22 protein-coding genes are annotated in these 24,988 nt (G+C 68.1%); 11 read left to right on the plus strand and 11 right to left on the minus strand.

Annotated elements, in window-relative coordinates; all coding sequences use genetic code 11:
* Positions 1 to 4: 4 nt before the first annotated feature.
* The 3 genes from H7K45_RS03165 to H7K45_RS03175 all read right to left on the minus strand — a co-directional run bounded on the left by H7K45_RS03165 (position 5) and on the right by H7K45_RS03175 (position 3,013).
* A complete protein-coding gene (locus H7K45_RS03165; protein ID WP_263994317.1) occupies positions 5 to 1,336 on the minus strand; it encodes an MFS transporter in 1,332 nt (443 codons plus the stop codon).
* 46 nt (positions 1,337 to 1,382) lie between these two features.
* Positions 1,383 to 2,240, minus strand: a complete 858-nt coding sequence (locus tag H7K45_RS03170; protein WP_263994318.1) for a shikimate dehydrogenase — start codon at positions 2,238 to 2,240, stop codon at positions 1,383 to 1,385.
* Between the two features lie 116 nt (positions 2,241 to 2,356).
* On the minus strand, positions 2,357 to 3,013 hold the full coding sequence (locus H7K45_RS03175) for a TetR/AcrR family transcriptional regulator (RefSeq protein WP_263994319.1): 657 nt from the start codon (positions 3,011 to 3,013) through the stop codon (positions 2,357 to 2,359).
* A 95-nt stretch (positions 3,014 to 3,108) separates the two neighbouring features.
* On the opposite strand from H7K45_RS03175, the gene H7K45_RS03180 reads away from it, so the two are divergent.
* The 6 genes from H7K45_RS03180 (at position 3,109) to H7K45_RS03205 (ending at position 10,535) form a co-directional block, all read left to right on the plus strand.
* Positions 3,109 to 4,926: a bifunctional sugar phosphate isomerase/epimerase/4-hydroxyphenylpyruvate dioxygenase family protein gene (locus tag H7K45_RS03180; RefSeq protein ID WP_263994320.1), complete on the plus strand. Its 1,818-nt coding sequence runs from the start codon at positions 3,109 to 3,111 to the stop codon at positions 4,924 to 4,926.
* 63 nt (positions 4,927 to 4,989) lie between these two features.
* Positions 4,990 to 5,676 (plus strand): DUF1275 family protein, encoded by a 687-nt coding sequence (locus tag H7K45_RS03185; RefSeq protein ID WP_263994321.1) that lies wholly within the window; start codon positions 4,990 to 4,992, stop codon positions 5,674 to 5,676.
* Positions 5,677 to 5,696: 20 nt separating this feature from the next.
* The gene (gene fumC / locus H7K45_RS03190; RefSeq protein ID WP_263994322.1) at positions 5,697 to 7,160 is read left to right on the plus strand and encodes a class II fumarate hydratase; all 1,464 of its coding nucleotides are present in this window, start codon (positions 5,697 to 5,699) and stop codon (positions 7,158 to 7,160) included.
* Positions 7,160 to 8,410, plus strand: a complete 1,251-nt coding sequence (locus tag H7K45_RS03195; protein ID WP_263994323.1) for a threonine/serine exporter family protein — start codon at positions 7,160 to 7,162, stop codon at positions 8,408 to 8,410. The genes fumC and H7K45_RS03195 overlap by 1 nt, the downstream gene beginning before the upstream one ends.
* A 34-nt stretch (positions 8,411 to 8,444) precedes the next feature.
* Positions 8,445 to 9,842 (plus strand): HNH endonuclease signature motif containing protein, encoded by a 1,398-nt coding sequence (locus tag H7K45_RS03200; protein ID WP_263994324.1) that lies wholly within the window; start codon positions 8,445 to 8,447, stop codon positions 9,840 to 9,842.
* 111 nt (positions 9,843 to 9,953) lie between these two features.
* Positions 9,954 to 10,535 carry a GNAT family N-acetyltransferase gene (locus H7K45_RS03205; protein ID WP_263994325.1) on the plus strand — a complete coding sequence of 194 codons (582 nt, stop codon included), beginning with the start codon at positions 9,954 to 9,956 and terminating at the stop codon, positions 10,533 to 10,535.
* Between the two features lie 39 nt (positions 10,536 to 10,574).
* Here H7K45_RS03205 and H7K45_RS03210 read toward each other — a convergent pair whose 3' ends face one another.
* The 3 genes from H7K45_RS03210 to H7K45_RS03220 all read right to left on the minus strand — a co-directional run bounded on the left by H7K45_RS03210 (position 10,575) and on the right by H7K45_RS03220 (position 12,062).
* Complete coding sequence (locus H7K45_RS03210) at positions 10,575 to 10,799, minus strand: long chain fatty acid-CoA synthetase Faa4p (RefSeq protein WP_263994326.1); 225 nt, start codon at positions 10,797 to 10,799, stop codon at positions 10,575 to 10,577.
* Positions 10,800 to 10,990: 191 nt separating this feature from the next.
* Positions 10,991 to 11,569 (minus strand): chorismate mutase, encoded by a 579-nt coding sequence (locus H7K45_RS03215; protein WP_263994327.1) that lies wholly within the window; start codon positions 11,567 to 11,569, stop codon positions 10,991 to 10,993.
* Between the two features lie 31 nt (positions 11,570 to 11,600).
* A complete protein-coding gene (locus H7K45_RS03220; protein ID WP_263994419.1) occupies positions 11,601 to 12,062 on the minus strand; it encodes a winged helix-turn-helix transcriptional regulator in 462 nt (153 codons plus the stop codon).
* Between the two features lie 116 nt (positions 12,063 to 12,178).
* On the opposite strand from H7K45_RS03220, the gene car reads away from it, so the two are divergent.
* Together car and H7K45_RS03230 are read left to right on the plus strand one after the other, a co-directional pair.
* Positions 12,179 to 15,709 (plus strand): carboxylic acid reductase, encoded by a 3,531-nt coding sequence (car, locus tag H7K45_RS03225; protein ID WP_263994328.1) that lies wholly within the window; start codon positions 12,179 to 12,181, stop codon positions 15,707 to 15,709.
* A 90-nt stretch (positions 15,710 to 15,799) separates the two neighbouring features.
* Positions 15,800 to 17,044, plus strand: coding sequence for a DUF7373 family lipoprotein (locus tag H7K45_RS03230; protein ID WP_263994329.1), 1,245 nt, complete (start codon positions 15,800 to 15,802; stop codon positions 17,042 to 17,044).
* A 3-nt stretch (positions 17,045 to 17,047) separates the two neighbouring features.
* Here the strand turns inward: H7K45_RS03230 and H7K45_RS03235 are convergent, their stop codons facing one another.
* From H7K45_RS03235 to H7K45_RS03250, 4 genes are all read right to left on the minus strand, one after another.
* Positions 17,048 to 18,055, minus strand: a complete 1,008-nt coding sequence (locus H7K45_RS03235; RefSeq protein WP_263994330.1) for a saccharopine dehydrogenase family protein — start codon at positions 18,053 to 18,055, stop codon at positions 17,048 to 17,050.
* A gap of 96 nt (positions 18,056 to 18,151) precedes the next feature.
* Positions 18,152 to 19,051 (minus strand): LysR family transcriptional regulator, encoded by a 900-nt coding sequence (locus H7K45_RS03240; protein WP_263994331.1) that lies wholly within the window; start codon positions 19,049 to 19,051, stop codon positions 18,152 to 18,154.
* Entirely contained in the window at positions 19,048 to 19,491 is a 444-nt protein-coding gene (locus tag H7K45_RS03245) for a pyridoxamine 5'-phosphate oxidase family protein (RefSeq protein ID WP_263994332.1), read from the minus strand. The genes H7K45_RS03240 and H7K45_RS03245 overlap by 4 nt, the downstream gene beginning before the upstream one ends.
* Entirely contained in the window at positions 19,479 to 20,465 is a 987-nt protein-coding gene (locus tag H7K45_RS03250) for a DMT family transporter (RefSeq protein ID WP_263994333.1), read from the minus strand. Before H7K45_RS03250 ends, H7K45_RS03245 begins: the two co-directional genes overlap by 13 nt.
* Positions 20,466 to 20,513: 48 nt before the next feature.
* On the opposite strand from H7K45_RS03250, the gene H7K45_RS03255 reads away from it, so the two are divergent.
* The 3 genes from H7K45_RS03255 (at position 20,514) to H7K45_RS03265 (ending at position 23,318) form a co-directional block, all read left to right on the plus strand.
* Positions 20,514 to 21,425 carry a LysR family transcriptional regulator gene (locus H7K45_RS03255; protein ID WP_263994334.1) on the plus strand — a complete coding sequence of 304 codons (912 nt, stop codon included), beginning with the start codon at positions 20,514 to 20,516 and terminating at the stop codon, positions 21,423 to 21,425.
* A 130-nt stretch (positions 21,426 to 21,555) separates the two neighbouring features.
* Positions 21,556 to 22,821 (plus strand): molybdopterin-dependent oxidoreductase, encoded by a 1,266-nt coding sequence (locus H7K45_RS03260; RefSeq protein ID WP_263994420.1) that lies wholly within the window; start codon positions 21,556 to 21,558, stop codon positions 22,819 to 22,821.
* Positions 22,821 to 23,318 carry a hypothetical protein gene (locus H7K45_RS03265; protein ID WP_263994335.1) on the plus strand — a complete coding sequence of 166 codons (498 nt, stop codon included), beginning with the start codon at positions 22,821 to 22,823 and terminating at the stop codon, positions 23,316 to 23,318. Before H7K45_RS03260 ends, H7K45_RS03265 begins: the two co-directional genes overlap by 1 nt.
* On the opposite strand, the gene H7K45_RS03270 is transcribed toward H7K45_RS03265, so the two are convergent.
* On the minus strand, positions 23,278 to 24,942 hold the full coding sequence (locus H7K45_RS03270; RefSeq protein WP_263994336.1) for an acetolactate synthase large subunit: 1,665 nt from the start codon (positions 24,940 to 24,942) through the stop codon (positions 23,278 to 23,280). The two genes, H7K45_RS03265 and H7K45_RS03270, sit on opposite strands and share 41 nt — an antisense overlap.
* Positions 24,943 to 24,988: the final 46 nt, after the last annotated feature.

Consider the following 24,988-nt stretch of genomic DNA (forward strand, 5'->3'; position numbering starts at 1 on the left):
CGTGTCAGTGGTCGACCAGCTTGCGTGCCGGACCGGGGGTCGTGCCCAGCAAGGCGGTCGGCACGTCCTTGGTCTCGCGGGCCGTCAGCGCCGATCCGGCGGCGATGACGCACACGACGGCGGTGAAGGCGCCGATGACGAGCCAGCCGCCCTCGCGGATGCCGCCAAGGGCGGTCACGATCGTCGGCGCGAAGCCCGCCACCAGGAACCCGAGCTGGGTTCCGATCGCCACGCCGGAGAAGCGCACCTTGGTGCTGAACATCTCGTTGTAGAACGAGGGCCACACGGCGTTGGCTGCGCCGTAACCGAATGCGAAGGTCGCGACGGCGAGCACGAAGGTCAGCGTGTGGTCGGTGTTGCTCATCGACAGCATGTGGAAGGGCATCAAGGCGGCCGAAGCCAGTGCGCCGTAAACGAATACCGGCTTGCGGCCGATCTTGTCGGCGAGCATGCCGAACATCGGTTGCGTGCCAAGCGCGACGACGTTGGCCACGACGACCAGCCACAGCGTGATGTCGGCGGGCAGGCCCACCTTCTTGCCGTACGCGATGGCCAGCGTGCCGAAGACCGTCGAGACCGCGGCGATGAAGGCGCAGAAGAAGACCCTCAGCACGTCGCGCCAATGGTCGCGCAGCAGCGGCTTGAGCGGCATCTTGGCGATGTTGCCGGTGGCCTTGGCCTCTTCGAACTCCGGCGTCTCGTGCAGCTTGCGGCGAATGAAGTAGGCGACCAGTACGACCACCGCGCTCAGCCAGAACGGAATGCGCCAGCCCCACGACAATTCGTCGTCGTCGGACAGGGAGACGAAGGGAATCAGAACCAGCGACGCCAAGATCAGACCGCCCTGCGTGCCGGTCAGGGTCCAGGAGGTGTAGAACGCCCGCTGGTGATCGGGAGCATGCTCGAGGGTCAGCGAGCTGGCGCCGGCCTGCTCGCCTGCGGCCGAGAAGCCTTGCAGCAGGCGGCACAGCACCAACAGGCTGATGCCCAGGTAGCCGGCAGTGTCGTAGCTGGGCAGGCAGCCGATCGCGAAGGTGGACACGCCCATCAGGACGATCGTGAACATGAGCACCTTCTGGCGGCCGATCCGGTCGCCGAAGTGCCCGAGCACGAAGGCGCCGACCGGCCGAGCGAAGTACGCGACGCCGAAGGTCGCGAACGACATCAGCAGCGCGGCCTGTTCGCCGCCCTCGGGAAAGAACACCCGGGGGAAGATGAGGGCTGCCGCTTGCCCGAAGAGGAAGAAGTCGTAGTACTCCACGGCGCTGCCCATGAAGCTGGCCAGGGCCGCGCGCTTCGGCGTACGCGCCGGTCCGGTCTGGGATGTGACGGTCATCGGATTCCTCCTGGGTTCCTGCGGGGGCGTGGGCGACGGGTGCGAATCACGAGACGAGGCCTCGGAAGTGACGCGACATCCTGGCCGCGTCCGGTGCGATGCCGGTGATCAACTCGAAGGCGGTGGTGGCCTGATGTACGGCCATGTGGCCACCGTCGAGCGTGCGGCAGCCCACGCGGCGCGCGGCGGTCAGCAGCGCGGTGTCCAGTGGTCGGTAGACGATGTCGGCGACCCAGAGACCGGGGTGCAGCAGCGCCTCGTCGAACGGGAGACCGGGGTGGTCGGCCATGCCGGTGGGGGTGCAGTGCACGACGCCGTCGCCGTGGGCGAGCAGCACGTCGAGCTTGTCGAAGGCCGACGCGTCGACGCGCGCCTCGGGATGGCGGGCAGACAGCTCGCCGGCCAACGTCGCGGCGCGGTCGACGTCGACGTCGACGACGGTCAGGTGGTCGGTGCCCAGGTCGAGCAGCGCGTGGCCGACGGCCGTGCCCGCGCCGCCGGCTCCCAGGAGGACGACGTCGTCGGTGGCGGCCCCGGGCAGGCCCTCGGCGAATCCGGTGGCGAAACCGGGCGCGTCGGTGTTGTACCCGACGGTCCGGGAGGACTCGAAGACCACCGTGTTGACCGCGCCGAGTGCGGCGGCCGCGTCGTCGACCACGTCGAGATGGGGGATCACCAGTTGCTTGCAGGGGTGTGTGACGTTGAGCGCGTCGAAGCCCAGCGCCCGAGCCCACCGAAGCACCTCGCCGACCTGGTCGGGGGTGACGCCGATTTCGCGGAGGTCGACGGTGCGGTACAGGTAGTCCAGGCCGTGCGCCTTGCCCTCGGCCATGTGCAGGGCGGGGGTCAGGGACGGGCCGACACCGATGCCGACCAGTCCGACCAAGAAGGGTTTCGCCGTCATGCCGACCTGCTCTCGCTTATGTACTAACTGGTACGTACAGAGTTGAGCAGTGTGGTGTGCGTCTCGTCAACCCCGGATGGTGGCGCGGATCTCTCACCGTGTTCGAAATGGCGGCGCTAGCGGGTGGTAAGCCAGCCGACCACGACGTCGCCGATCATTCGCCGCATGCGGGCGCGTTGGGACAGGTCGGTGAAGTCGACGCCGAACAGGAAGCCGAACGTGTGTCGGTTGGCCACCTGAAAGACGCAGTAGGAGCTGATGACTATGTGCACGTCGAGCGCGTCGACGTCGTCGCGGAAGGCGCCCTCGGCGCGGCCGCGTCCCAGGATCTCGTCGAGGAGCGAGGTGGCGGGCTGGGAGAGGGAGCGTAGCGAGTCGAGTCGGGCGATGAAGGCGCCACGGTGGATGTTCTCGATCGACACCAGCCGGATGAAGGCCTGATGGTCGAGGTGGTGGTCGAAGGTGAGTTCGGCCAGCCGGCGCATGGCGACCACCGGGTCGACGTGGTCGACCTGGAGAAGCTGCTCGGCGTCGCGGATGCCGCGGTAGGCGTTCTCGAGCACCGCGAGGTACAGCTGTTCCTTGCCGCCGAAGTAGTAGTAGATCATCCGCTTGGTGGTCCGGGTGCGCTGCGCAATCTCGTCCACTCGCGCCCCTGAGTAGCCCGATTCGGCGAAGACCTCGGTGGCCACGGCCAGTACCTCGGCGCGGGTGCGCTCGGCGTCGCGCAGCAGCTCCCGCTTTGGCTGGGGCCTCGACTCGGGATGCGCCACGCCCGGCAGCTTACCGAGCGACGAGGGCCGATCTCGGCGTCGCCTTCCGAATGTATGAACCGTTTAGTACATTGAATTGTGATTGGAGGCACACCATGAGGACGTCCATCGCCACCGTGTCCATCAGCGGCTCCCTGGTCGAGAAGCTGCACGCCTGCGCGGCCGCGGGTTTCGACGGCGTCGAGATCTTCGAGCCGGATCTGATCGCCAGCGACCATAGCCCCGAGGAGATCCGCGGGCTCGCGCGACGGTTGGGCCTCACGCTGGACCTCTACCAACCGCTGCGCGACATCGAGGGCGTCGACGACGAGACCTTCGCCGAGAACCTGCGCCGCACCGCGGCCACCTTCGCCACCGCCCACCGACTGGGCATCGGCACCGTGCTCGTCTGCAGCAACGTGGCCACCGCCACCGTCGACTCCGACGAGCACTCCGCCGACCAACTGCGCCGACTGGGCGACGTGGCCGCGCGCTACGACGTTCGGGTTGCCTTCGAGGCGTTGGCCTGGGGCCGCTTCGTCGACGACTACCGCCGGGCCTGGCGCATCGTCGAACTGGCCGACCACCCCGCCGTCGGCGTCTGCCTCGACAGCTTCCACGTGTTGTCGCGTGGCCACGATCCGGCCGCCATCGAGGACATCCCCGGCGAGAAGATCTTCTACCTCCAACTCGCCGACGCCCCAGCGCTTTCCATGGATGTGCTGTCGTGGAGCCGGCACCACCGGCTGTTCCCTGGCGAGGGGGACTTCGACCTGGCGACCTTCGTCGCCCACGTGCTGGCGACCGGTTTCGACGGCCCGCTGTCGCTCGAGGTCTTCAACGACACCTTCCGGCAGACCGACCCCGACCGGACCGCCGTGCATGCGCTGCGGTCGCTGATCTGGTTGCAGGACAAGGTCGCCGCGCTGCCCGGGGTTCGACGCGCCGCCGGTCTCACCCCGGTGGCCGACGCGAAACCGCCGGTCGGGTTCGACTTCGTCGAACTCAAGGCCGAGGACACCAGTGACGTGGAGATCCTCTTGGAGCAACTGGGTTTCGTCGCGGGTGGACGCCACCGCACCAAGCCCGTCTCACTGTGGACCGCCGGCGACGTTCGCGTCGTGCTCAACGAACACCAGGCCCGCGATCGCACGCCCCACGTCGCGGCGGTGGGTCTGCAGGTCCCCGACGGCGACGCCACCTCGCGGCGGGCGGCGGACCTGATGGCACCGGTGGCCTACCGCCGGACGCACGCCTCCGAACAGGCGTTGGGCGGGGCGATCGCGCCCGACGGAACGGAGTTCTTCTGGGTGACGGCGCCACCGGCGGGATCACCACCTCCGTGGGTCGCCGAGTTCGAGAACGGGCTCCCACCGGATTCGGCCTCACCGCTGACCCACGTCGACCACGTCAACCTCGCCGTCCCGTGGCAGACGTCCGACGAGGCGGTGCTCTTTCTGACCAGTGTCTTCGGGCTGGCCGCGGACGCCCCGACGGAGGTGGCGGGCCCACGCGGCCTGGTGCGCAGCCAGGTGATGCGGACCGACGACGGCTCGATCCGCTTGCCGCTCAACGTCGCCCCGCAGGTTCTCGAGGCGTCGGAGATGCCGCAGCACGTCGCGTTCGCGTGTGCCGACGTGGTCGCATTCGCTCGGCAGGCGCGGTCGAGGGGTCTGCGCTTCCTGGCCGTTCCCGACAACTACTACGACTACGTGGCGGGTCGCTTCGGTGTGGAGGAATCCGTGGTCGCCGAGCTTCGCGAGCTGGATCTGCTGTACGACCGCAACCGCGACGGAGCCTTCATCCACTTCTACACCCGGACCGTCGGATCGGTGTTCTTCGAATTCGTCCAGCGCATCGGTGATTACGACGGTTACGGCACCGACAACGCGCCCGTCCGGCTGGCTGCTCAGCGCGTGCGCACTACCGGATAGCCCCCACCGCGCGGTTGCGCCACCGGGGAGGACAGCGCCGCCCCGGCCGCCCAGACTGGAGGCATGCATCGGGATCAGCGCTGGACCGTCGTCGTCGCTGCCGTGCTGACCTTCGGAACGGGCGCGCTCGACGTGCTGGTGCTGGCGCGACTCGGCGGCGTGTTCGCCAGCGTGATGACGGGAAACCTGGCGCTGATGGGGCTGGGTCTCGCCCGCGCCGACGTCGCCACGATCGTCCACACGGTGCTCGCGTTCGTTGGCTACGTGGTCGGCGTCGCCGCCGGCAGCGCGATCACCGGCGCCCGGGCACCCGACCACCCGGTGTGGCCGCGCCGCGTCACCGCCGTTCTCGTCGTCCAGCTGGCGTTGCTGTGCGCGCTGGCCGTGGGCTGGGTCATGTCTGGCGGCGCTGCCGTCGGTGGCGTCCAAATGGCGCTGTTGGCGACCGCGGCAGCGAGCATGGGTCTGCAGGGAGCGGCGGTGCGCGGCCTCGGCGTCACTCTGGCCACCACGTACCTCACCGGCACGCTGACCGGCTTGATCGCCAACCGCACGCTGTCGAAGGCGTCGCGCGCCGACACCGCGGGGTTGGCGGCGCTGATCGCCGCGGTCGTGGGTGCCGCCTGCGGGGGGCTCACACTCGCGACCGTGCCCGTCGTAGCACCCGTTTGGTGCCTGGTCTCGGTCCTCGCGGTCATCGTCCTCGCGGAGTGGCGTCACCGCCATGCCGTCGACCACGCCTCACAATGAACCGTCGAAAGGAGCACGTCATGCCAAACCCCACCCCCGAGGTCGAGCCGACCTACACCGACGTGCCGGTCGGCGTCGACGCGACGGGCACGCGCAGCGAGTTCGACAGCCTCGGGGCGGTCGACGTGCCCGCAGATCACTACTGGGGCGCACAGACGCAACGCTCGCTACTCCACTTCTCCATCGGCAACGACCACATGCCGATCGAGGTCTACCGCGCCTACGGTCTGGTGAAGAAGGCATGCGCCCTGGTCAACGAGCGAGCCGGCCGACTCGAGGGTTGGCGCTCCAAGGTGATCGTGCAGGCCGCCGACGAAACCATCGCAGGCAAGCTCGACGACGAGTTTCCGTTGTTCGTCTGGCAGACCGGCTCGGGCACGCAGAGCAACATGAACGTCAACGAAGTGCTGTCCAACAGGGCGATTCAGCTCCTGGGTGGCGAGCTCGGCAGCCAGCAGCCCGTCGGGCCCAACGACCACGTCAACATGGGACAGAGCAGCAACGACACCTTCCCCACCGCGATGCACGTCGCGGCGGTCACCGAACTCGACGACCGGTTGATTCCCAGCGTCGAGGCGTTGCAGCGCGAGATCTCCGGCAAGGCGGCGCAGTGGGCCGGCGTCGTCAAGATCGGTCGGACCCACCTCGAGGACGCGGTGCCGTTGACCGTCGGTCAGGAGTGGTCGGGATACGCCGCCCAACTCGACGCGTGCATCGCCGAACTGCGGCACGCGCGTGAGGGATTGCTGGAGCTGGCGGTCGGCGGCACGGCGGTCGGAACGGGCCTCAACGCCCCGGCCGGCTTCAGCCGCGACGTCGCCGCCGAGCTCGCCAGCCTGACGGGAGCCGAATACGTCACGGCGCCCAACAAATTCGCCGCCCTGGGATCGCTGGACGCCATGGTTCGGGCGCACGCCGCGCTGCGCGGTCTCGCCGTGGCGCTGATGAAGATCGCCAACGACATGCGCTGGCTGGCGTCTGGTCCACGATGCGGACTTGGCGAATTGCAGCTGCCCGCCAACGAACCCGGGTCGTCGATCATGCCGGGCAAGGTCAACCCCACCCAGTGCGAAGCCCTGGTGATGATCTCCATTCAGGTCATCGGCAACGACACCGCGGTGGCGCTGGCGGGCTCGCAGGGCAACTTCGAGCTCAACGCGATGCGTCCGGTCATCATCGAGAACTTCCTGCACTCCGCTCGGATCCTGGGTGACGGTTGTGCCAAGTTCCTCGAATACTCGGTCAAGGGAACGACTCTCAACGACGAGCGGATCACCAAGTACGTCGACGAGAGCCTGATGTTGGTGACCGCACTGAGCCCCGTCATCGGCTACCAGAACGCCGCACACATCGCCGAGGACGCCCTGGCCAAGGGCACCACGCTTCGTGAGGCCGCAGTGGCGTCCGGGCACGTCACCGACGAGCAGTTCGACTCGATCGTCGACCCGGCGAGCATGGTCGGTGACGGGGTGGGTGGCGCTTGATGCAGACCGACGGGTCCGACCCGACGGAGCCCGCGTCCGACCTCGTGCTCGACACCGCTGCCGTGCTCTACGCCGGCGGCCAGTCCACCGGCATGACACTGGCCGCCGTCGACCGGCTGAATTCGGGGCTGGGCACCTCGGGGACGCTGGTACCGACGTGGGCGTCACTTCAGTTCGTCGGCCGGGGCGGTGAGGTCCGCGTCGCCCCTGGTTCACCGACCGGCGTGAACATGCGGCGGGTCGCCGCGACGATGGCCGTCGTCGACCGCGCTCAGGACGGGCCGCTCGACGCCGACACGGTACGCGACGAATTGGCCTCGGCCAGAGAACAACCCGTCTCGAATACCCTGCTCTTCAGCGTCGCCTGCGCGACAGGGGCCGGTGCGCTCGCCATCATCTTCGGGGCGCAGCAGCCAGCCGTCGTACTGGTCGCCGCCCTCAGCGCGGCCCTGGGTGGGTTGGCTCGCCGCGCGGTGGCGAGGTTGCATGGCGAGGTGCTCACCCAGGCCTTCACGGCGGCGCTGATCGCGGGTCTGGTGGGGGTCGCGGCCGACCGTCTGCACGTCGACGACGCCACCGGTCTGGTGGTGTTGTGCCCGGCCATGGTCTTGGTGCCCGGACCCCACATCCTCAACGGTGCCCTGGATCTGCTGTCCCTTCGGGTGGCGCTGGGTGCGGCGCGACTGGGATATTCGGCACTGACATTGACCGCGATCGCGACCGGTCTCATCCTCGGCTTGAGCGCCGGTGGCCTCGGCATCGCGGTGGGGCAGACGGGTGCCTCGGTGCCGATGGGCGTCGACGTCCTGGCCGCTGGAATTGCCGCGGGTTCCTACCCCGTCTTCTTCTCGATGCCGTACCGGATGATCGTCTGGCCGGTGGCGGTCGGAATGCTGGTGCATGCGGTCCACTGGTGGGCGTTGACGGCGTGGCACGTGGACCTGGCGACCGCGGCGTTCTGCTCGGCTCTCATCGCGGGCGTCCTGGTGGTGCCGATCGCGCACACCTTGCGAATCCCGTTCGCCGCGGTGGGTTTTGCGTCGGTCGTGGCCCTGGTTCCCGGCGTCTACGTGTTCCGGATGCTCAGCGGGTTGGTGAACTTCGCGTCTGCGCCAACGCCGGAACTGCTGACGGCGTTGGCCTTCGACGGTGCGATTGCGGCGCTCGTGGTGGCCGGCTTGGCATCTGGGTTGGCGTTGCCGATGCATGCCTACGCCGTGGCCTCGGCGAACCGGGTGACTCGCGTCTAAGTCCGTTGTCGGACCCCCCTTCTACAATAGGTACATGTCCACGACCGCAACACCTTTGGTGTCTGAGCCGCTGAGCGGCAAGGAGCGTCTGGAGGTGTTGTTCGACGAGTTGGCTGAGCTGACCGGTCAACGCAACGCGATCGACGGTCGCATCGTGGACATCGTCGCCGAAATCGACGGCGACGGGCTGTGGGGCAACACCGGATGCCGGTCGATTTCCGCACTGGTGGCCTGGCGCACCGGGATATCGCCCCACAATGCGCAAACCATCACCACCATTGCCGAGCGACGCGCCGCCTTCCCGTCGTGCACCACCGCGTTGCGGGAGGGTCGGTTGTCCCTCGATCAGGTCGGGGTGATCGCCGAACGCGCTGGCGATGGTTCCGATGAGCACTATGCCGCGCTGGCGTCGGTTGCCACGGTGACCCAGTTGCGGACCGCCATCAAGCTCGAACCCCGCCCCAACGCCAAGCCGTCGTGGGAGCCGGATCGGTCCATCACCACGACCGAGACCGCCACCCACACGACGTGGCGGATCCGGTTGCCGAAGGTGGAGGCGGCGAAGGTCGAGGCCGGGTTGGCCTCGCACCGCGACGCGCTGATCAACGATTGGAAGGCCGCTCGGGAGGATAACGGGGTCGGCCGCAATGACCACGACGGCGACGCGGCTGACGGCGATGGCGGCATCCCTTCGGATCAGGCCCCGCCGTTTCCCACCACCGTGGACGCGTTCATCAGCTTGGTGGAAGCCGGGTGGGACGCCGACGTGGCGCGCCGCCCCCATGGGCAGCACACCACCGTGGTGGTGCACCTCGACCCCGAGAACCGTTCAGCCGAGCTGCATCTGGGGCCGATTCTCTCCGACGCCGACCGCCAGTACCTGCTCTGCGACGCGACGTGCGAAGTGTGGGTGGAACGCCAGGGGACACCGATGGGAGCGGGGCGGGCCACCCGCACCATCAGCCGACGACTCCGTCGCGTGTTGGAGCACCGCGACCGCTGCTGTGCGGTGCCCGGCTGCGGGGCCACCGGAGGATTGCACGCCCACCACATCCGGCACTGGGAAGACGGCGGACCCACCGACCCCGACAACCTCGTCCTGCTGTGCCCGTTCCACCACCGGTTGCACCACACCGGCGGCATCACCATCAGCGGCACCGCTACCCAGTTGGTGGTCACCGACGCCGACGGCGTCCTGCTGTGCCCGTTCCACCACCGGTTGCACCACACCGGCGGCATCACCATCAGCGGCACCGCTACCCAGTTGGTGGTCACCGACGCCGACGGCGGAGTGCTGACCGGGGCGTCCCTGGCCAGGCCGCCGACCACACCGCCACCCGCGGTGCCACCGTGCACCGGCCCACTCGGGGAACGCGCCGACTGGTGGTGGTACGACCCCTACGACCCCACCAGGCAACCGTCGACCAACTAGCTGCTGACCGCGCCGACGGGTCGGAGGCGTCGGGAAGACCGGCGTCGCATCCGGCGTCTTCATCAGAGTGCTCGACAATTCAGTAGGGCCCGTCACGGAGGAGTGCGCACGATGAAGGATTCACCGACGCCGTCGCTGCGCATCGAGGTCCTGTCCGTCGAGGCGGCGTCAGACGTGGCTACCGTTCGAGACGTCGTCGAGCTGGTGAACAAGGTGTACGCCGTTGCAGAGGATGGCCTGTGGCAGCAGGGCGCGACCCGTACCACCCGTGACGAGATCATCGGTTTCATACGGGCTGGACAGATCGTCGTGGCCCGCCTCGACGATCGCATCGTGGGCTCGATTCACGTGCAACGCCTCGATTCCGACACGGCGGAGACGGGAATGCTGGCCAGCGACCCGGATTACCGGGGCATGGGCATCGGGCGTGAACTACGCCGCTTCGTCGTCGACCAGCTTCGGCGTGACGGTGTCACCGTCCTGCAGATCGAACTGCTCGTCCCACGAAATTGGACGCAAGAGTCGAAGGTGTTCATGGCGGACTGGAACGCGCGATCGGGCTATCAGGTGGTACGCAAGGGCAGGTTCGAAGACCACTATCCGCATTTGGCCCCACGACTCGCGACGCCATGCGACTTCATCGTCTACAACAAGCCCCTCGACCCGACCACGGACGTCGGGCCTGACGCGTAACCCGTTCCCGAGCACGGCCCGGCGGAGGTCGTCGAAGGGCTACTCGGCGCCGACGGTTTCCTTGGCGACGAACACGGACACGTATCCGATCGGTATGCCGGTCATGGCCGCGATGCACTCCCGTGCCGCCAGCTCGACGGTCGCCCGTCGCCGTGCGTGCGTCGTGCCACCGATCTCGGGGATCCGGATCGACCAGCCGTCGACGTCGTGGCTGATCTGAATGTCGAAGCTCTGGCCGACGGTGGGGCAGCTCAGTCGGGGCATCACGCGGTGCCTACGAGTGCCAACCGGGTTGTGTGCGCGCCGCAAGGTGGGCTGAAGAGGCATGAGGACTTTTCCTGTGTCGGACGACGGACCGCGGTAGACCATAAACCGTTGCGACCGCGAACGCCTAATCGGCGACGGACCCGTTCGCCGAGGTCAACGCCGTGTTCACCCCGATGTCATCCGTTCGTTCACCCGCAGTATGACCTCGTCGCGAACGTCAACCCGCGCTGGTAGAGGTCGTCGAGGGCGCGGTCGGCGACCACGGCCGCCCTAGCGGCCTCGAGATCGTTGGTGCACGCGGGGGAGTGCAACGAGTTCCTTTGCGCCGCAATCTCGTTGACCATGGTGCGGTTGTAGCCGTCGATCGCGGACCGGGAGTTCGACAGATCGGGTGCGGTCGTGGGTGCGCTGGCGGGGTCGAGCTTCCAGCCGCTGAAGTACGCGTATTCGACTCCGACGGTCGCGTCGATCTGATCGCGGAAGACCCGTCGGACGTAGTCGGCGTCGACGTCGCGCTCGCGGGCCGCCGCGGTGACCGAGTCGATCACCTGGGTTTCGCGGGCCGGGTCACTGATCGAGCCGCCGGTGGTCCATTTGGACGCGGCGACCGGTTGGGCGGTCTCGAGGCGTTGAGCGGCGGCGTCGACGAGGGCGTACAGCGGGCTCGGTGCGTCGGCTGAAGCCGGCACCGGAATCGTCACGAGCGCCATGGCGACACCGACGCCGATCGGCGCGACACGGGAGGCAAGGAGGGCGATGTAGGACATGACGGTCACGGTAGCCAAGCGGATCGGTCGTTCACCGCACCGATGCGTCGATGTCCTCGACGGTGACGGCGTGGCCGGCCCCGCAGCGCACGTCGACCTCGACGGGGCTGCCGCATTCGGCGTGGGTGAGGGCGATGCGGCCGCCGTCGGTCCGCGTCCATCGATTGCCCCATTGCATCAAGGCCAGGAGCGCGGGCAGCAACTCCTCACCCTTGCGGGTCAGGTGGTAGTCCTCTCGGCTCCGTTGTCCGGCAACGTGATACGGACGTCGCTCTAGCAGGCCCTCGTCGACGAGCTCCTTGAGGCGGGCCGCGGTGATCCGCTCGCTGACCTGCGCCCGGCGCACGAACTCGTCGAAGCGGTGAGCGCCGTAGAACGCCTCACGCAGCAGGAGCATGCTCGCTCGCCGGCCGACGACGTCCAGCGCCGCGGCCATCGAGCAATTGGCCGCGGACCAGCTGTCGCGGTCGGCCAGGGCGCCCTTCAACGTCATCGAGGTCACAGAGGCATGATGCCACGCTGGCTTGCCAGAGGTAAAGCCAGAGTCGTAGGGTCTGACTTAACCCGAGCGCAGCCAGCGAGCGGGTGACCTTCGAAGATGAGGCAGCGATGACCGTCGACTCGACCCCCCGCACCGTGACAGACGACCGGACCGCAGCGCTCGTCGACGGGGACCCTCAGATCGCTGCCGCCGTACCGCTGCCCGACGTGGTCGCGGCCGCCCGCGAGCCAGGTCTGCGGCTTCCCGAGGTGCTCGTGACCCTCGTCGAGGGATATGGCGACCGCCCCGCCATCGGAAGCCGCGCCCGCTCCGTCGTGACCGACCCGGACACCGGTCACCGGTCGACGGTGTTGCGACCGGAGTTCGAGACCATCACCTACCGGGAGCTGTGGTCCGACGTCACCGCCGTGGCGAGCGCGTGGACTCAGGCCGACCAGGCGCCGGTTCGCCCCGGTGACTTCGTCGCCACCATCGGCTTCGCGAGCGGCGACTACCTGACGGTCGACCTCGTCTGCGGCTACCTGGGCTTGGTCGCCATACCTCTGCAGCACAACGCACCGGCGTCGCGCCTGCAGCCGATCCTCGCCGAGGCCGATCCGGTGGTCCTGGCCGTCAGCGCCGCCTACCTCGACCTTGCCGTGGAATCGGCGCTGGGCAGCGCCTCGCTACGCCGCTTGGTCGTATTCGACTACTCGGCCGACGCCGACGGCGACCGTGACCGCCTCGAGGCCGCTGCGGCTCGCCTCAACGCCGCGGGGATGGACGTCGTGGTCGAGACACTCGGCGACACCGTCGAGCGGGGACGGGCACTGCAGCCGACGCCGCCCTTCACCGGCGCCGACCCGGACCGGCTCGCGATGATCCTCTACACCTCGGGAAGCACGGGAACGCCGAAGGGCGCGATGTGGACCGAGAAGATGGTCGCCACGCTGTGGACGCTGCCGCTCAAGGCGCCGGGTGCCCCGGTCGTCAACGTCAACTTCATGCCCCTGAACCATCTGGGCGGCCGGATCCCGCTCTCGTCGGCCTTTCAAGCGGGGGGTACCAGTTTCTTCGTGCCCGAGAGCGACCTGTCGACGCTGTTCGAGGATTGGTCGCTGGTGCGGCCCACCGACGTCGGACTGGTGCCCCGGGTGGTCGACATGCTCTTTCAGCGCTACCAGCAGAGCGTCGAGCGGCTGGTGTCCAACGGCGTCGACGACGCGACGGCCGACACCCTCGCCAAGTCCGAATTGCGCGAACACGTCTTCGGCGGCCGGGTGCTGGGCGGTTTCGTCAGTACCGCGCCGCTGTCCACGGAGATGCGGACCTTCATCGAGTCCTGCCTCGAGGCCAACCTGACCGACGCCTACGGCCTGACCGAGATCGGCGCGGTCACCACCGACGGAATCATCGTGCGGCCCTTGGTGATCGACTACAAGCTGGTCGACGTACCGGAACTCGGCTACTTCCACACCGACCGGCCCTACCCGCGCGGCGAACTGTTGGTCAAGAGCAACGGCGCGACGCCCGGGTACTACAAGCGACCCGAGGTGACGGCGGAGGTCTTCGACGCCGACGGCTACTACCGCACCGGTGACGTGATGGCGGAGATCGCTCCTGACCACCTCGTCTACGTCGACCGGCGCAACAACGTCATCAAGCTCTCCCAAGGCGAATTCGTCGCCGTGGCCAATCTCGAGGCCGTCTACGCCGGCGCCGCCCACGTCCGTCAGATCTTCGTCTACGGCAACAGTGAACGCGCGGCACTCCTTGCGGTCGTCGTGCCCACCGACGACGCACTCGCCCGCTTCGTTGGCGACCCTGCCGGACTGAAGGCCGCGCTGCTGCAGTCGCTTTCCCGGACCGCACACGAGGCCGAACTTCAGTCCTACGAAGTACCCGTCGACGTCCTGGTCGAGGAGCGTCCGTTCAGCGCCGACGACGGTCTGCTCTCGGGTGTCGGAAAGTTGTTGCGGCCCAGACTCAAGGAGCGCTACGGGGACGCGCTGGAGCAGCTGTACGCCGATCTCGACGACGCGCGGTCCGACGAACTGAGGGCCCTGCTCGAGGCAGCGGCCCACCAGTCCGTCGTCGACTCCGTGATGCAAGCCGCCCAAGCGCTGCTGGGCATCTCGGGGGCGGCACCGGAACCCGCCGACAGGTTCCTCGATCTTGGCGGTGACTCGCTGTCGGCGCTGACGTTCTCCAACCTGCTTCACGACGTGTTCGGCGTCGAGACTCCGGTGGGCGTCATCATCGGTCCCACCACGACGCTCGCCGACGTCGCGGCGCACGTGGAGCGCGAGCGGTCCGGTGGGTCTGCCGGCGCGACGTTCGCCAGCGTCCACGGCGCCGGTGCCACGGTGGTTCGCGCCTCGGACCTGACCCTGCAGGCGTTCCTGCCTGCCGAGCTCTTGTCGAATGCCGCCGAGCTCCCAGCGGTGTCGACCGACGAACCGAGGACCGTGCTGCTCACCGGCGCCAACGGCTACCTCGGCAAGTTCCTCGCCCTCGAGTGGTTGGAGCGGCTGTCGGCCGTCGGTGGGACGCTCGTCTGCCTGGTCCGTGGGAACGACGTCACCTCGGCGCGGGCCCGGTTGGAGTCGGTCTTCGACGGCGGAGATTCGACGCTGCTCGACCGGTTCCGCCGGCTGGCGAAGGACCATCTCGTGGTGATCGTCGGCGACGTCGCGCAGCCGCGGTTCGGGCTCGACCAGGATGCCTGGCAGCGACTCGCCGACCAGGTCGACCTCGTCGTGCACCCGGCCGCACTGGTCAACCACGTCCTGCCCTACGCGCAGCTGTTCGGCCCCAACGTCGTCGGCACCGCCGAGGTGATCCGCTTGGCCATCACCGCGCGGCGCAAGCCCGTCGCATACGTCTCCACCGTGTCGGTGGCGATGACCGTCGACCCGGCTCGCTTCGAGGAGGACGGCGACATCAGGACCGTCAGTCCCGAGCGCCCGGTCGACGATTCCTACGCCAACGGGTACGGCAACAGCAAGTGGGCGGGCGAGGTGCTGCTGCGGGAGGCCCACGATCTCTGCGGGCTGCCCGTGTCGGTGTTCCGGTCGGGCATGATCCTCGGGCACCGCAGCCTCGCGGGGCAGCTCAACGTCCCAGACATGTTCACCCGCTTGATCTTCAGCGTGCTGGCCACCGGACTGGCACCGGCGTCGTTCTACACCCGCGACGCCGGCGGCCACCGACAGCGCGCGCACTACGACGGGTTGCCGGTGGACTTCGTCGCCGAGGCCGTCACGACGCTCGGCGCCGAGACGACGACGGGATTCCGATCCGTCGACGTGATGAATCCGCACGACGACGGCGTCTCGCTGGACGTGTTCGTCGACTGGCTGGTCGACTCCGGACAAGCCGTCAACCGCATCGACGACTACGACGAGTGGTTCCGGCGCTTCGAGACCGCCCTGCGCGCGCTGCCCGAACGGCAGCGCCAGCAGTCGGTGCTGCCGTTGCTGCACGCCTACCGCAGACCGGAGGCGCCGGTTCTCGGCTCGCTGGCCCCGGCCGAGGTGTTCCTGGCGGCGGTACGCGACGCGAAGATCGGTGCGGACCAGGACGTTCCGCACCTCACCCGGGACTTCGCCGACAAGTACGTGTCGGACCTCAAACTGCTCGGCGTCCTGGCGACGTAGCCGACGCGCGGCGTTTCGCGGCCAAAGTCCGCATCGCCGGTCGACCGGGAACTAGGTTGGTGTCTTCGCGGGTGACGACGGGGGGACATCATGGAACGCGGCCTGAAGGTGGGCGCCGCCGGCGCCTGCGCACTGGTGCTGGTCGCCTGCGGGGGCTCGGGTGGAGGCTCGGGTGATGGCAACGCACCGGCGGCGTCACCGGGCACCAGCACTGCGAGCACCACCTCGGCGCCGCGACCAGTCGTCAGCCCCTCGCTGTTGGACGTCGGCGGGTATCCGACGGTGCCCCGCCCGCCGCTTGGGCTCTCGGGCAATCCGGCGCTCGGGGCCACGGTGGACGCCCAGCACATGGCCGACTTCGTGCTCGGCCCATGGGACGTCGACGACGCGCTGATCGGCACGTACCTCAACACCTACTACGTGCTGAACTCGGCCAGCGTCCTCAAGCAACTCGGGCCGGAGGGCATTGCCGCTGCGGCGGCGCAGAACGGAATGATCAACGGATTCGCCTCTGCCCGCGAGAGCTCCAAGACCGGGGACGGCAAGGAGGCCGGCCAGGAAGCGATGGTGAACGCCGTGCTTCGGTTCCCCGATCCCGCGGCGGCGACGGCGGCCAGTGCGGCGATGGGCGAGGCCGCGATACGACAGGCAATCAAGGGCGTCACCCCGACGGCGGTGGCCATCCCCGGCCATCCCGACGCCGTCGCGTCGACCTATCCCTTCACCCCGAACGGGGCCACGAAGCCCAGAGCCACCGTGCGGTCGTTCACTCCTCGTGGTCCGTACGTGTTCATGCACTTCGTCCAAGCGGTCGACGGCCCGGACCGCGCAACGGCGTTGACGGGCAAGATGATCGAAGCCCAGGGGAAGGCCATCGACGGCTTCACCCCCGCCGCCGACCTAGCTGCCGTCCCGCTCGATCCCACCGGGCTGCTGGCCAAGACGTTGCCCGCGGCAGCGCCCGAACCCGCCAAGAACGCGGTGTACGCCACCCGGGGTGCCGAGCACTTCCAGACCAACCCGGTGGGCAGCGCACAGTTGTTCTCCGACACCGGAACCACCGAGGTCGCGATGGGCAGTACCAACGTCTACCAAACCAAGGACGACGGCGCTGCGGTCATGATCACCAACGCGTTCAGCCAGGAGATGACCTCCAGCGGAATGGCGACCGCCGATACGGTCACGGCTCTGCCCGACAGTCACTGCTATGCGCTGCCGCAGGCGTTCTACTGCGTAGCCCCGGCAGGTCGCTACGCCATCGAGGCCCGCAGCAGCCAGCTGGCCGACGTCCACCAGCAGCTGTCCGCCCAGTACGTGATGCTCACGGCGAAGTAGCCGTCAATTCCCCAACTGCCACTTGATCCCGAACGGCGTCAGGGCGTCGAGGAATTCGACGGGCTCGAAGGCGAGCGACGGTGGCACCGCTCCCACCGGCGCACCGCGCGCTCCGAGACGCGTCGCGGCCTCGACGGCGATCAGTGCGGTGGAGCCGTAGGGGTCGCTTCCCGATACGTGGCCCCGCGCCGTGGTTCCGTCCGACGCGCGCGCCTCGGCGAGGATGGTGAAGCGAGACGCGCTCCGTTCCTCATCCGACGGTCCGGCCGGTGCCGCGGCGATCACGTCGTCGTCAAGGGACGACACCGCCGCGACGAGGTCCACGTTCATCGTGGCCTCGATCGTGCGGGCGGCGGCGTGGCGCTGGAGCATGATGAGTTCCGGCCCGGGGAGAGCCCAGGACGGCTGCTCACCGTCGTGCGGAAAGTCGACCGCTTCACGGGCGCCCGAGTCGGTCTCGCGCCACTCACCGTCGTGCCACGCCAGCGGCGGCGACGCTGCCATGTGGCCAAACGAGAGCATCGTTCCCCGCGAAATGCCTGCGTCGAACATGCCGTGATGCACGCGCAGCGTGTCCACGTCGACGAGGCGCTTCGCGACGAGCCCGGCAACGAGGTCGCCCGGGACGCCGTCATCGGTTGCGGCTGACATCAGGGTGACGCCGGCCGCCGCGGCTCGCGGACCGAATTCGTCGTAGACCCGCCGCACCCAGCGCTGCTCGCCGGTGACGTCGACGTAGTTGCACGAAGCGGCGATTGCCGCCTCCACGATCGGCCCGCCGAGCAGAGTGAACGGCGCGACGCAGCTGATCACCACGTCGCAGCCGCGAAGAGCGCCGACGAGCGACGACGGGTCGACCAGGCTAACGACCCTGACGTCTCGAGCCCCGTCCATTGCGGACAGCGCCTTCTCGTCGCGGCCGAGCAGGACCGCGTCGACGTCACGGCGAAACAACTCTGCCGCTACCAGCCGACCGGTGAAGCCGGTCGCTCCAAGTACTGCTGCCTTCATCGATGATGCCTCACTGTCGTTGGTACGCAATGAGTTTTGCGTGGATGTCACCTCGCCACAATTGGCTCTTTCGGATGACACATATCCACTAGCGGATCAAAGCGAATGCGCCTCGGTTCCGCGGCGCCGCACACTCTCCAGCGCAGACCGGACCTTTGGCGTATTGCGCACACGTTCGGGGAAGACGGCGTGGACGGAAGAAGGAACGGGCGTCCAACCGGCGATGTCGATCACGGCAAAGCTGTCGTCGATCAATGCTTCTGGTAGGAAACCGACGCCTCGCCCTCGGCTGACGGCGTTCACCGCAACCCAGGGATCATTCGATGACGCTGCAAGCTTGGTCGGGGTTATCCGGCGTTGTTCACCGTCCCGGGATACGAAGGGCCAGCTGTCGATTGGCAGGATCGTCGCGCACACATGCTCGCGCAACTGCTCGGGGTTCACGAGGTCTGCGAGCTCGGGCCTTTGGCGAAGCATTTCCTTGGAGACGACGAGACGGAATGGGACGTCATATAGTTTGACCGACACGAGGCCTTGCCGTCGTGGTGGTCCGAGTTGAATGGCCAAATCGATGCCATCGGTGAAGAAGTCGGCCTCATTTCCGTTCACCGTGAGGTTGAGCTGAATGTCCGGTCGCTCACAACCGAAGTCCGACACCCACGCGCGAAACTCGTCGGGGCAGATATAGGGCGAGACGGCAATCGAAAGCGAATCGCTCGCGCCCGACGACGCCGTACCGATTTCCTCGAGGGAAGCCCGGATCTGCGCGACCGGCGAGGCGCACGATTCGACCATGCGCTGTCCTTCGGACGTCAAACTGAGCGACCGCGTCGTCCGCCGCAGTAGCACCGCGCCGACCTGCTTCTCCAATGCCGCGACCCGCCGGCTTACCGAGCTTTGCGGCATCCCGAGCTGTCGTGCGGCTCCGACGAAACTTCCGCATTCTGCTACCGCGACGAAGACCGCCACGTCGTCCAGCCCGACAGCCTCCGTCATGCCTGTTGAGATTCCTTGGAGTAGTCGACGCTGAGCCAGTGTTCGGGTCGCATCCGAAACAGGAGCGACTCGGCGTCGGGATGGTCCCTCGCGAACGACTCGGTGAACGCGTTGCCGCCCTCCTCACCGAGATATCGCACGGCGATCGCTCTCGCGGTGGCGTCGTCGGCTGTCTCGATCGAGACCACCGGACCGTCTGCGGTCACGTAGCGATACGGGAACGTCTCATCCTGAACGGTGATCGAGAAGCGCCTGGCAGCGGTGACGAGGCGAGCCTTGAGCGAACCCGCCAGGCTGGAGACGACGACCTCGCCGCCGGGCTCGTAGGCGTACCAGATCGGAACGGACAACGGTGCGCGATCGGGGCGTTCGACGGCGATGACCCCCACGTGCAGATCGGCCAGGTAGTTCTCGCGTTCGGTGCTGGTCATCTTCGACATGATCTGACCAACCCCGTGCCCGCCCGCGCGATTCCCTGGCGCTGCCGCCCGACGACGGCCACTGCCCCGCGAGACTCGACGACCTTGGCCAGCTGAGTGCCCGCCAGGATCAGCCCGGCGCCGATCACGCCCACCACCGTCACCGGATCACCGGCCACCAGGACCCCGACGGCGGCAGCCCACAGCGGCTCGGTGCCCAGGAGTACGCCGACGCGGGCCGCAGAGGTGCGGCGCGCCGCCCACATCTGGACGACGAAGGCGAAGACGGTGCACGCCAGCGCCAGGTAGCTCACCAGTACCCAGGAGCGCACGGTCATCTGGCCGACCACCTCGCCGATGCCGCGGCCGGTGCACGACGAGAGGCCCACGAAAACGGCCAGGGCAGTGACCATTTGAACCAGTGTCACCCGACCTAGGTCGAGTGGTCGCACGCTGGACACCCTCGAGATCACGGTCACGTGGATCGAACGTGCCACGGCGGCCAGCAACATCAACAGGTCGCCGAGGCTTGGTGAGGCGAACCCTCCGTTCTGCGTCAGCAGCCCGACGCCCAGCACTGCGATCGACGCAGCCCCGTAGAAGGCGGCCGGCAGGGGAGCGGCCCCGGCGCGTCGGTCGAGCAGCGGCGTGATCACCATCGTCAGCGAGATGATCAAGCCGGCGTTGGCCGCGGTGGTCCGGGTGACGCCGAACGTCTCGAGGGTGAGGACGACGGCGAGGATGGCCCCGAACGTCGAACCCGATGCGAGCTCGGTGCGTGTCAGCCCTCGCAACCGTGGCGCCAGGAAGGCGGCGAGGCCGGCGGTGGCGATGCCGAATCTGATTGCCAGGAAGGCGAATACGCCTTCGGGGTCGACGGAATCCTTGGCGGCCAGGTAGCTGGACCCCCACACGGCGGCGACCGCCAGCAGGGACAGGTCGACGGCGCGGCGGTTCGAGTCGGGCATCACGGCGTCCAGAGTGCGAGGAATCATCAATGTAGACAAGCGAAACAAATTGACTGTAATGCGTAGGATCACTACATGGACGTCCAGCGGCTGCGCCTGCTGCGGGAGCTCGCCGAACGCGGCACGGTCCACGCGGCGGCCCGGGCGATGTCACTCACCCCGTCCGCGGTCTCCCAGCAGCTGAAGATCCTGCAGCGCGAGGCAGGCGTGCCGCTGCTGGAGCCCGACGGTCGACGGATCCGGCTGACCGACGCCGGAAGGACCCTGGTCAGCCGCACCGACGAGGTGCTCGCGGCCCTGGACCGCGCGCACGCCGACATGGACGGCTACCGCACGACGCCCCGCGGAACCGTCAGGGTGGTCATGTTCCCCTCGGGCGCGGCGATGTTCCTTGCCGGGCTCATCACTCGCGCCGCCGCCCTCGGCGTGGAGGTGCAGGGCCGCGACGTGGACCAGCCCGCGGCGAACGCGCCCACCCTCCTGGCCGACGCCGACGTCGTCGTCGTGCATCGCGACGCGCGCGACACGGGCGAACTGAGCCCCCGCCTGGACACCGCGGTGCTCTTGCGTGAACCCTTCGACGTACTCCTGCCCCCGGGACACCGGCTGGCCGACCACGACGAGGTGGCGCTGTCCGAGTTGGCCGACGAGTCGTGGGTCGGGGTCGAGGGCGGGCTGGTGCTCGACGACGTCATGCGCTCGCTGGCCGCAGTCTCGGGGATGACCCCACGAATAGTACAACGCGTCAACGACTTCCGCGTCGTCGAGGAACTCGTGCTGGCCGAAGTGGGAATAGCCCTCATGCCGCGGTACGCCTTGGGGGTGCGGGATCTGGTGCGCAAGCCGCTGAGCGGGGTGCGGGCCGCACGACGCATCGAGGCCGTGACCCGCGCCGGTGCAACCACCCGCCCGGCGGTTGCCGCCGTCGTCGACCTCCTGATGACACTGGCCGCCGAGATCGCGGGGTCATCGGTCAATGCCGTGTAACGCATCGGGAACGAGGTAACACTAGGCCCGCGGAGTCACCGACGACATCCACTCCGACCACTGCAACGAATGGGTAGACGTGGACGATCCCGACCGACCCCGTCACGGGTTTCCCGCCGCGCTTTGGCGGATGCTCGAGGACCATCCCCCGCCGGGGTTGTCCCGCATCCGATGGCGCAGCCCCCTGCGCGGCCCGTGGCTGACGTCGGTCTTCGCCTCGGCGCTGCTGGTCGTCCTGCCGATCGTCATCGTCACGGGCCTGCTGTCCTACATCGCCTACGGCCCGAAGTTCGGGCAGGCCATTCCGTTCGACGTGGGCTGGCTGAAGCTGCCGTCCTTCGACTGGCCGAGCCACCCGTCGTGGTTGTACCGGTTGACCCAGGGGCTACACGTCGGGCTCGGGTTGATCATGATCCCATTGGTGCTCGCCAAGCTGTGGTCGGTGATCCCGCGGTTGTTCACATGGCCCCCGGCAAGGTCCCTGGCCAGCGTGCTCGAACGCATCTCGCTGTTGATGATCGTCGGCGGCGTGCTGTTCGAAATCGTCACCGGCGTGCTGAACATTCAATACGACTACATCTTCGGGTTCAGCTTCTACACCGCACACTACTTCGGGGCGTGGGTGTTCATCGCGGGCTTCGTCTCGCACGTTGCGATCAAGCTGCCGAAGATGATTCGGAGTTTGCGCTCCCGCTCGCTCGTCGCCGAGCTGCGCACCACCCGGGCCGACACCGTTCCCGAATCGCTCGACGAGGACGGGTTGGTGGCGCCCGACCCGGACCCACCGACGCTGAGCCGCCGCGGCGTCCTCGCCGTCGTCGGCGGTGGCGCGGTGTTGGTGGCGGTGCTGACCGCCGGACAGACCATTGGCGGCTGGACCCGGCAGTTCGCCATCCTCCTACCGCGCGGCCGCAGCTACGGCGACGGCCCCAACGACTTTCAGATCAACCGCACGGCCGCGAGTGCCCGCATCGACCCGGCCCTGACCGGTGACCGGTGGCGTCTTCAATTGCTTGGCGGCCCACAGCCGGTGGTGCTGGACCGCGCCGCCCTGGCCGCCATGCCCCAACACACCGTCAAGCTTCCGATCGCGTGCGTGGAGGGCTGGTCGACGGTCGAGACCTGGACCGGCGTGCGGCTCGCCGATCTGGCCGCCGCCGCGGGTCGGCCGACGCCAGGGTCGGCGGTGGTCTCGTCTCTGGAGCGGTTCGGCGCATTCAACCACGCCCGGCTGCAGCGCAACCAGGTGCTCAATCCTGATGCGCTGCTGGCATTTCGGGTCAACGGCGCGGACCTGTCATTGGATCACGGCTACCCGGCCCGGATCATCGTGCCGGCGTTGCCCGGGGTGCACTGCACCAAGTGGGTTGCCTCGATCGAATTCCGGGAGGTGTGATGACCGTCTTCAGGCGACTCTACGGCGACCACGTGCTGCACCTGATCGTGCTGCTGGCCGCCCTGGCGCTGGGCGCCTACACGATCTCCGTGTTGGGGGTCGATCAGTTGTTCAACCCCCGCGTGTGGTGGCAGTCGATCGCGGTGTGGTTTGCGGTGGCCGTCATCGGCCACGATCTCATCCTGTTTCCGCTCTACGCACTCGCCGACCGGTTGTTGCCCAAGCGCCGTCGGGACGCGCCCGAAGAGCGTCGGGTGCCGATCGTCAACTACGTTCGAATACCCACCCTCGCAGCGGGATTGACGTTCGTCCTGTTCCTCCCCGGCATCGTCGAGCAGGGCGCGTTCACCTACACCGCCGCCACCGGCCTGACCCAGGAACCGTTCCTGTCGCGGTGGCTGCTGCTGGTGGCGGGCTTCTACCTGGTCAGCGCCGTCTGCTACCTGGTGCGCACCGTCATGACCAAGACTCGTCCAGTTCTCCCAACGACTCGATGAGCGCGCTGTTGACGCTGTAGTCCACGGGGCAGGCGATGACGCTCACCGTGTCGGCCGCCAGCGCCTCCCGCAGGGTCGGCAGCAGCTCGTCTGCCGAGCCGATGCGATATCCCTTGGCGCCGAACGATTCCGCATAGGCGACGAAGTCGGGGTTGGTGAAACCGGTGTCGACGTTGTGGCCGATCTCGAGGTCCATCTTCCAGCTGATCAACCCGTAGGCGTCGTCGACCCAGATCAGGATCACGATCGGAGTGCCGACGCGCAGCGCGGTCTCGATCTCCTGGGAGTTCATCAGGAACGAGCCATCACCGGTGGCCACCAGCACCTTGGCCTCGGGCCGGGCGATCTTCGCGGCGATCGCGCCGGGCAACGTCCACGCCATGGTGGACAGACCGTTGGAGATGAGGCATGTGTTGGGCTCGTAGGTCGGGTACAACCGCGCCATCCACATCTTCAGCGCGCCGGTGTCGACGAGGACGACGTCCTCGCGACCCAGCGCAGCCCGGGTGTCGGCGACGATGCGGGCCGGGGCCAGGGGGAACCTGTCGTCGCTCCGGCCATTGTCGAGTTCGCGGGTGAGCAACTCCCTGATGCGCTCCTGACCCGAGGTGGGCGGATGGTCGCGGGTCACGGCGGCGGCGGCCAACTCGTCGAGGCAGCGCCCGATGTCGGCGTGCAGCCCCACGGCCACGTCGTAGTGCGCGTCGACCTCGGCCGGAAACCGGTGTACGTGAATGATCTTCGTGTCACCCCGAGGGTTGATGCGTACTGGGTCGAACTCTTGGAGTTCGTAGCCGGCGGCGACGATCACGTCGGCCTGGTCGAAGCCGAAGTTCACGTAGTCGTGGCGCATGAAGCCGACGGCGCCCAGCGCCAGCGGATGGTCGTCGGGCATGACGCCCTTGCCGTGGAACGTGGTGGCCACCGGGATGGCGAGGGTCTCGGCGAAGCGGCGCACCGCCGCGGAGGCATCGGTGCGGGCGGCCCCGTGCCCGGCCAGGACGACGGGGTTTCGGGCGGTCCGCAGGATCTTCGCGGCCCGGGCGATCTGGGTGGCCGAGGGGTCGTCGGGGCGCGGCACGTTGACCCGCAGCGGAACCGCCCCCGCCGGTGCGTCGGCGGATTCCACGTCCTCCGGCACGGCGAGATACACCGCCCCGGGCCGTTCGGTCTGGGCGAGCTTGAAGGCCTTGCGCACCATCTCCGGCACGGCACCCGGGGTGGCCACCAGTGCCGACCACTTGGTCACCGGCGCGAACATCGACACCAGGTCGACACCCTGATGGGACTCCTTGTAGCTTCGCCGCATGCCGACCTGCGCCGAGAGTGCAAGCACCGGAGTCGAATTGGTGGTGGCGTCGGCGACCCCGAGTAGCAGGTTGATCGCCCCGGGTCCCAACGTCGCCGAGCAAACCCCGGCCTTACCGGTCAGCCGGCCGTAGACCTCGGCCATGAACGACGCACCCTGCTCGTGCCGGGTGAGCACGTACTCGATCGACGATCTCGAGAGCGCGTCGACCAGCCTGATGTTCTCCTCGCCGGGAATGCCGAAGACGTGGGTGACGCCCTCGTTCTCCAGGCACTCGACGATCAGTTCGGCCGTGACGCGACTGGGTTCTGACATTCCTCGAGACTAGACACCGGGTCGATACCTGCTAGCCGGTAGTTCG

It is taken from the genome of Mycobacterium yunnanensis (genome assembly GCF_025823185.1).
Classification (GTDB): domain Bacteria; phylum Actinomycetota; class Actinomycetes; order Mycobacteriales; family Mycobacteriaceae; genus Mycobacterium; species Mycobacterium yunnanensis.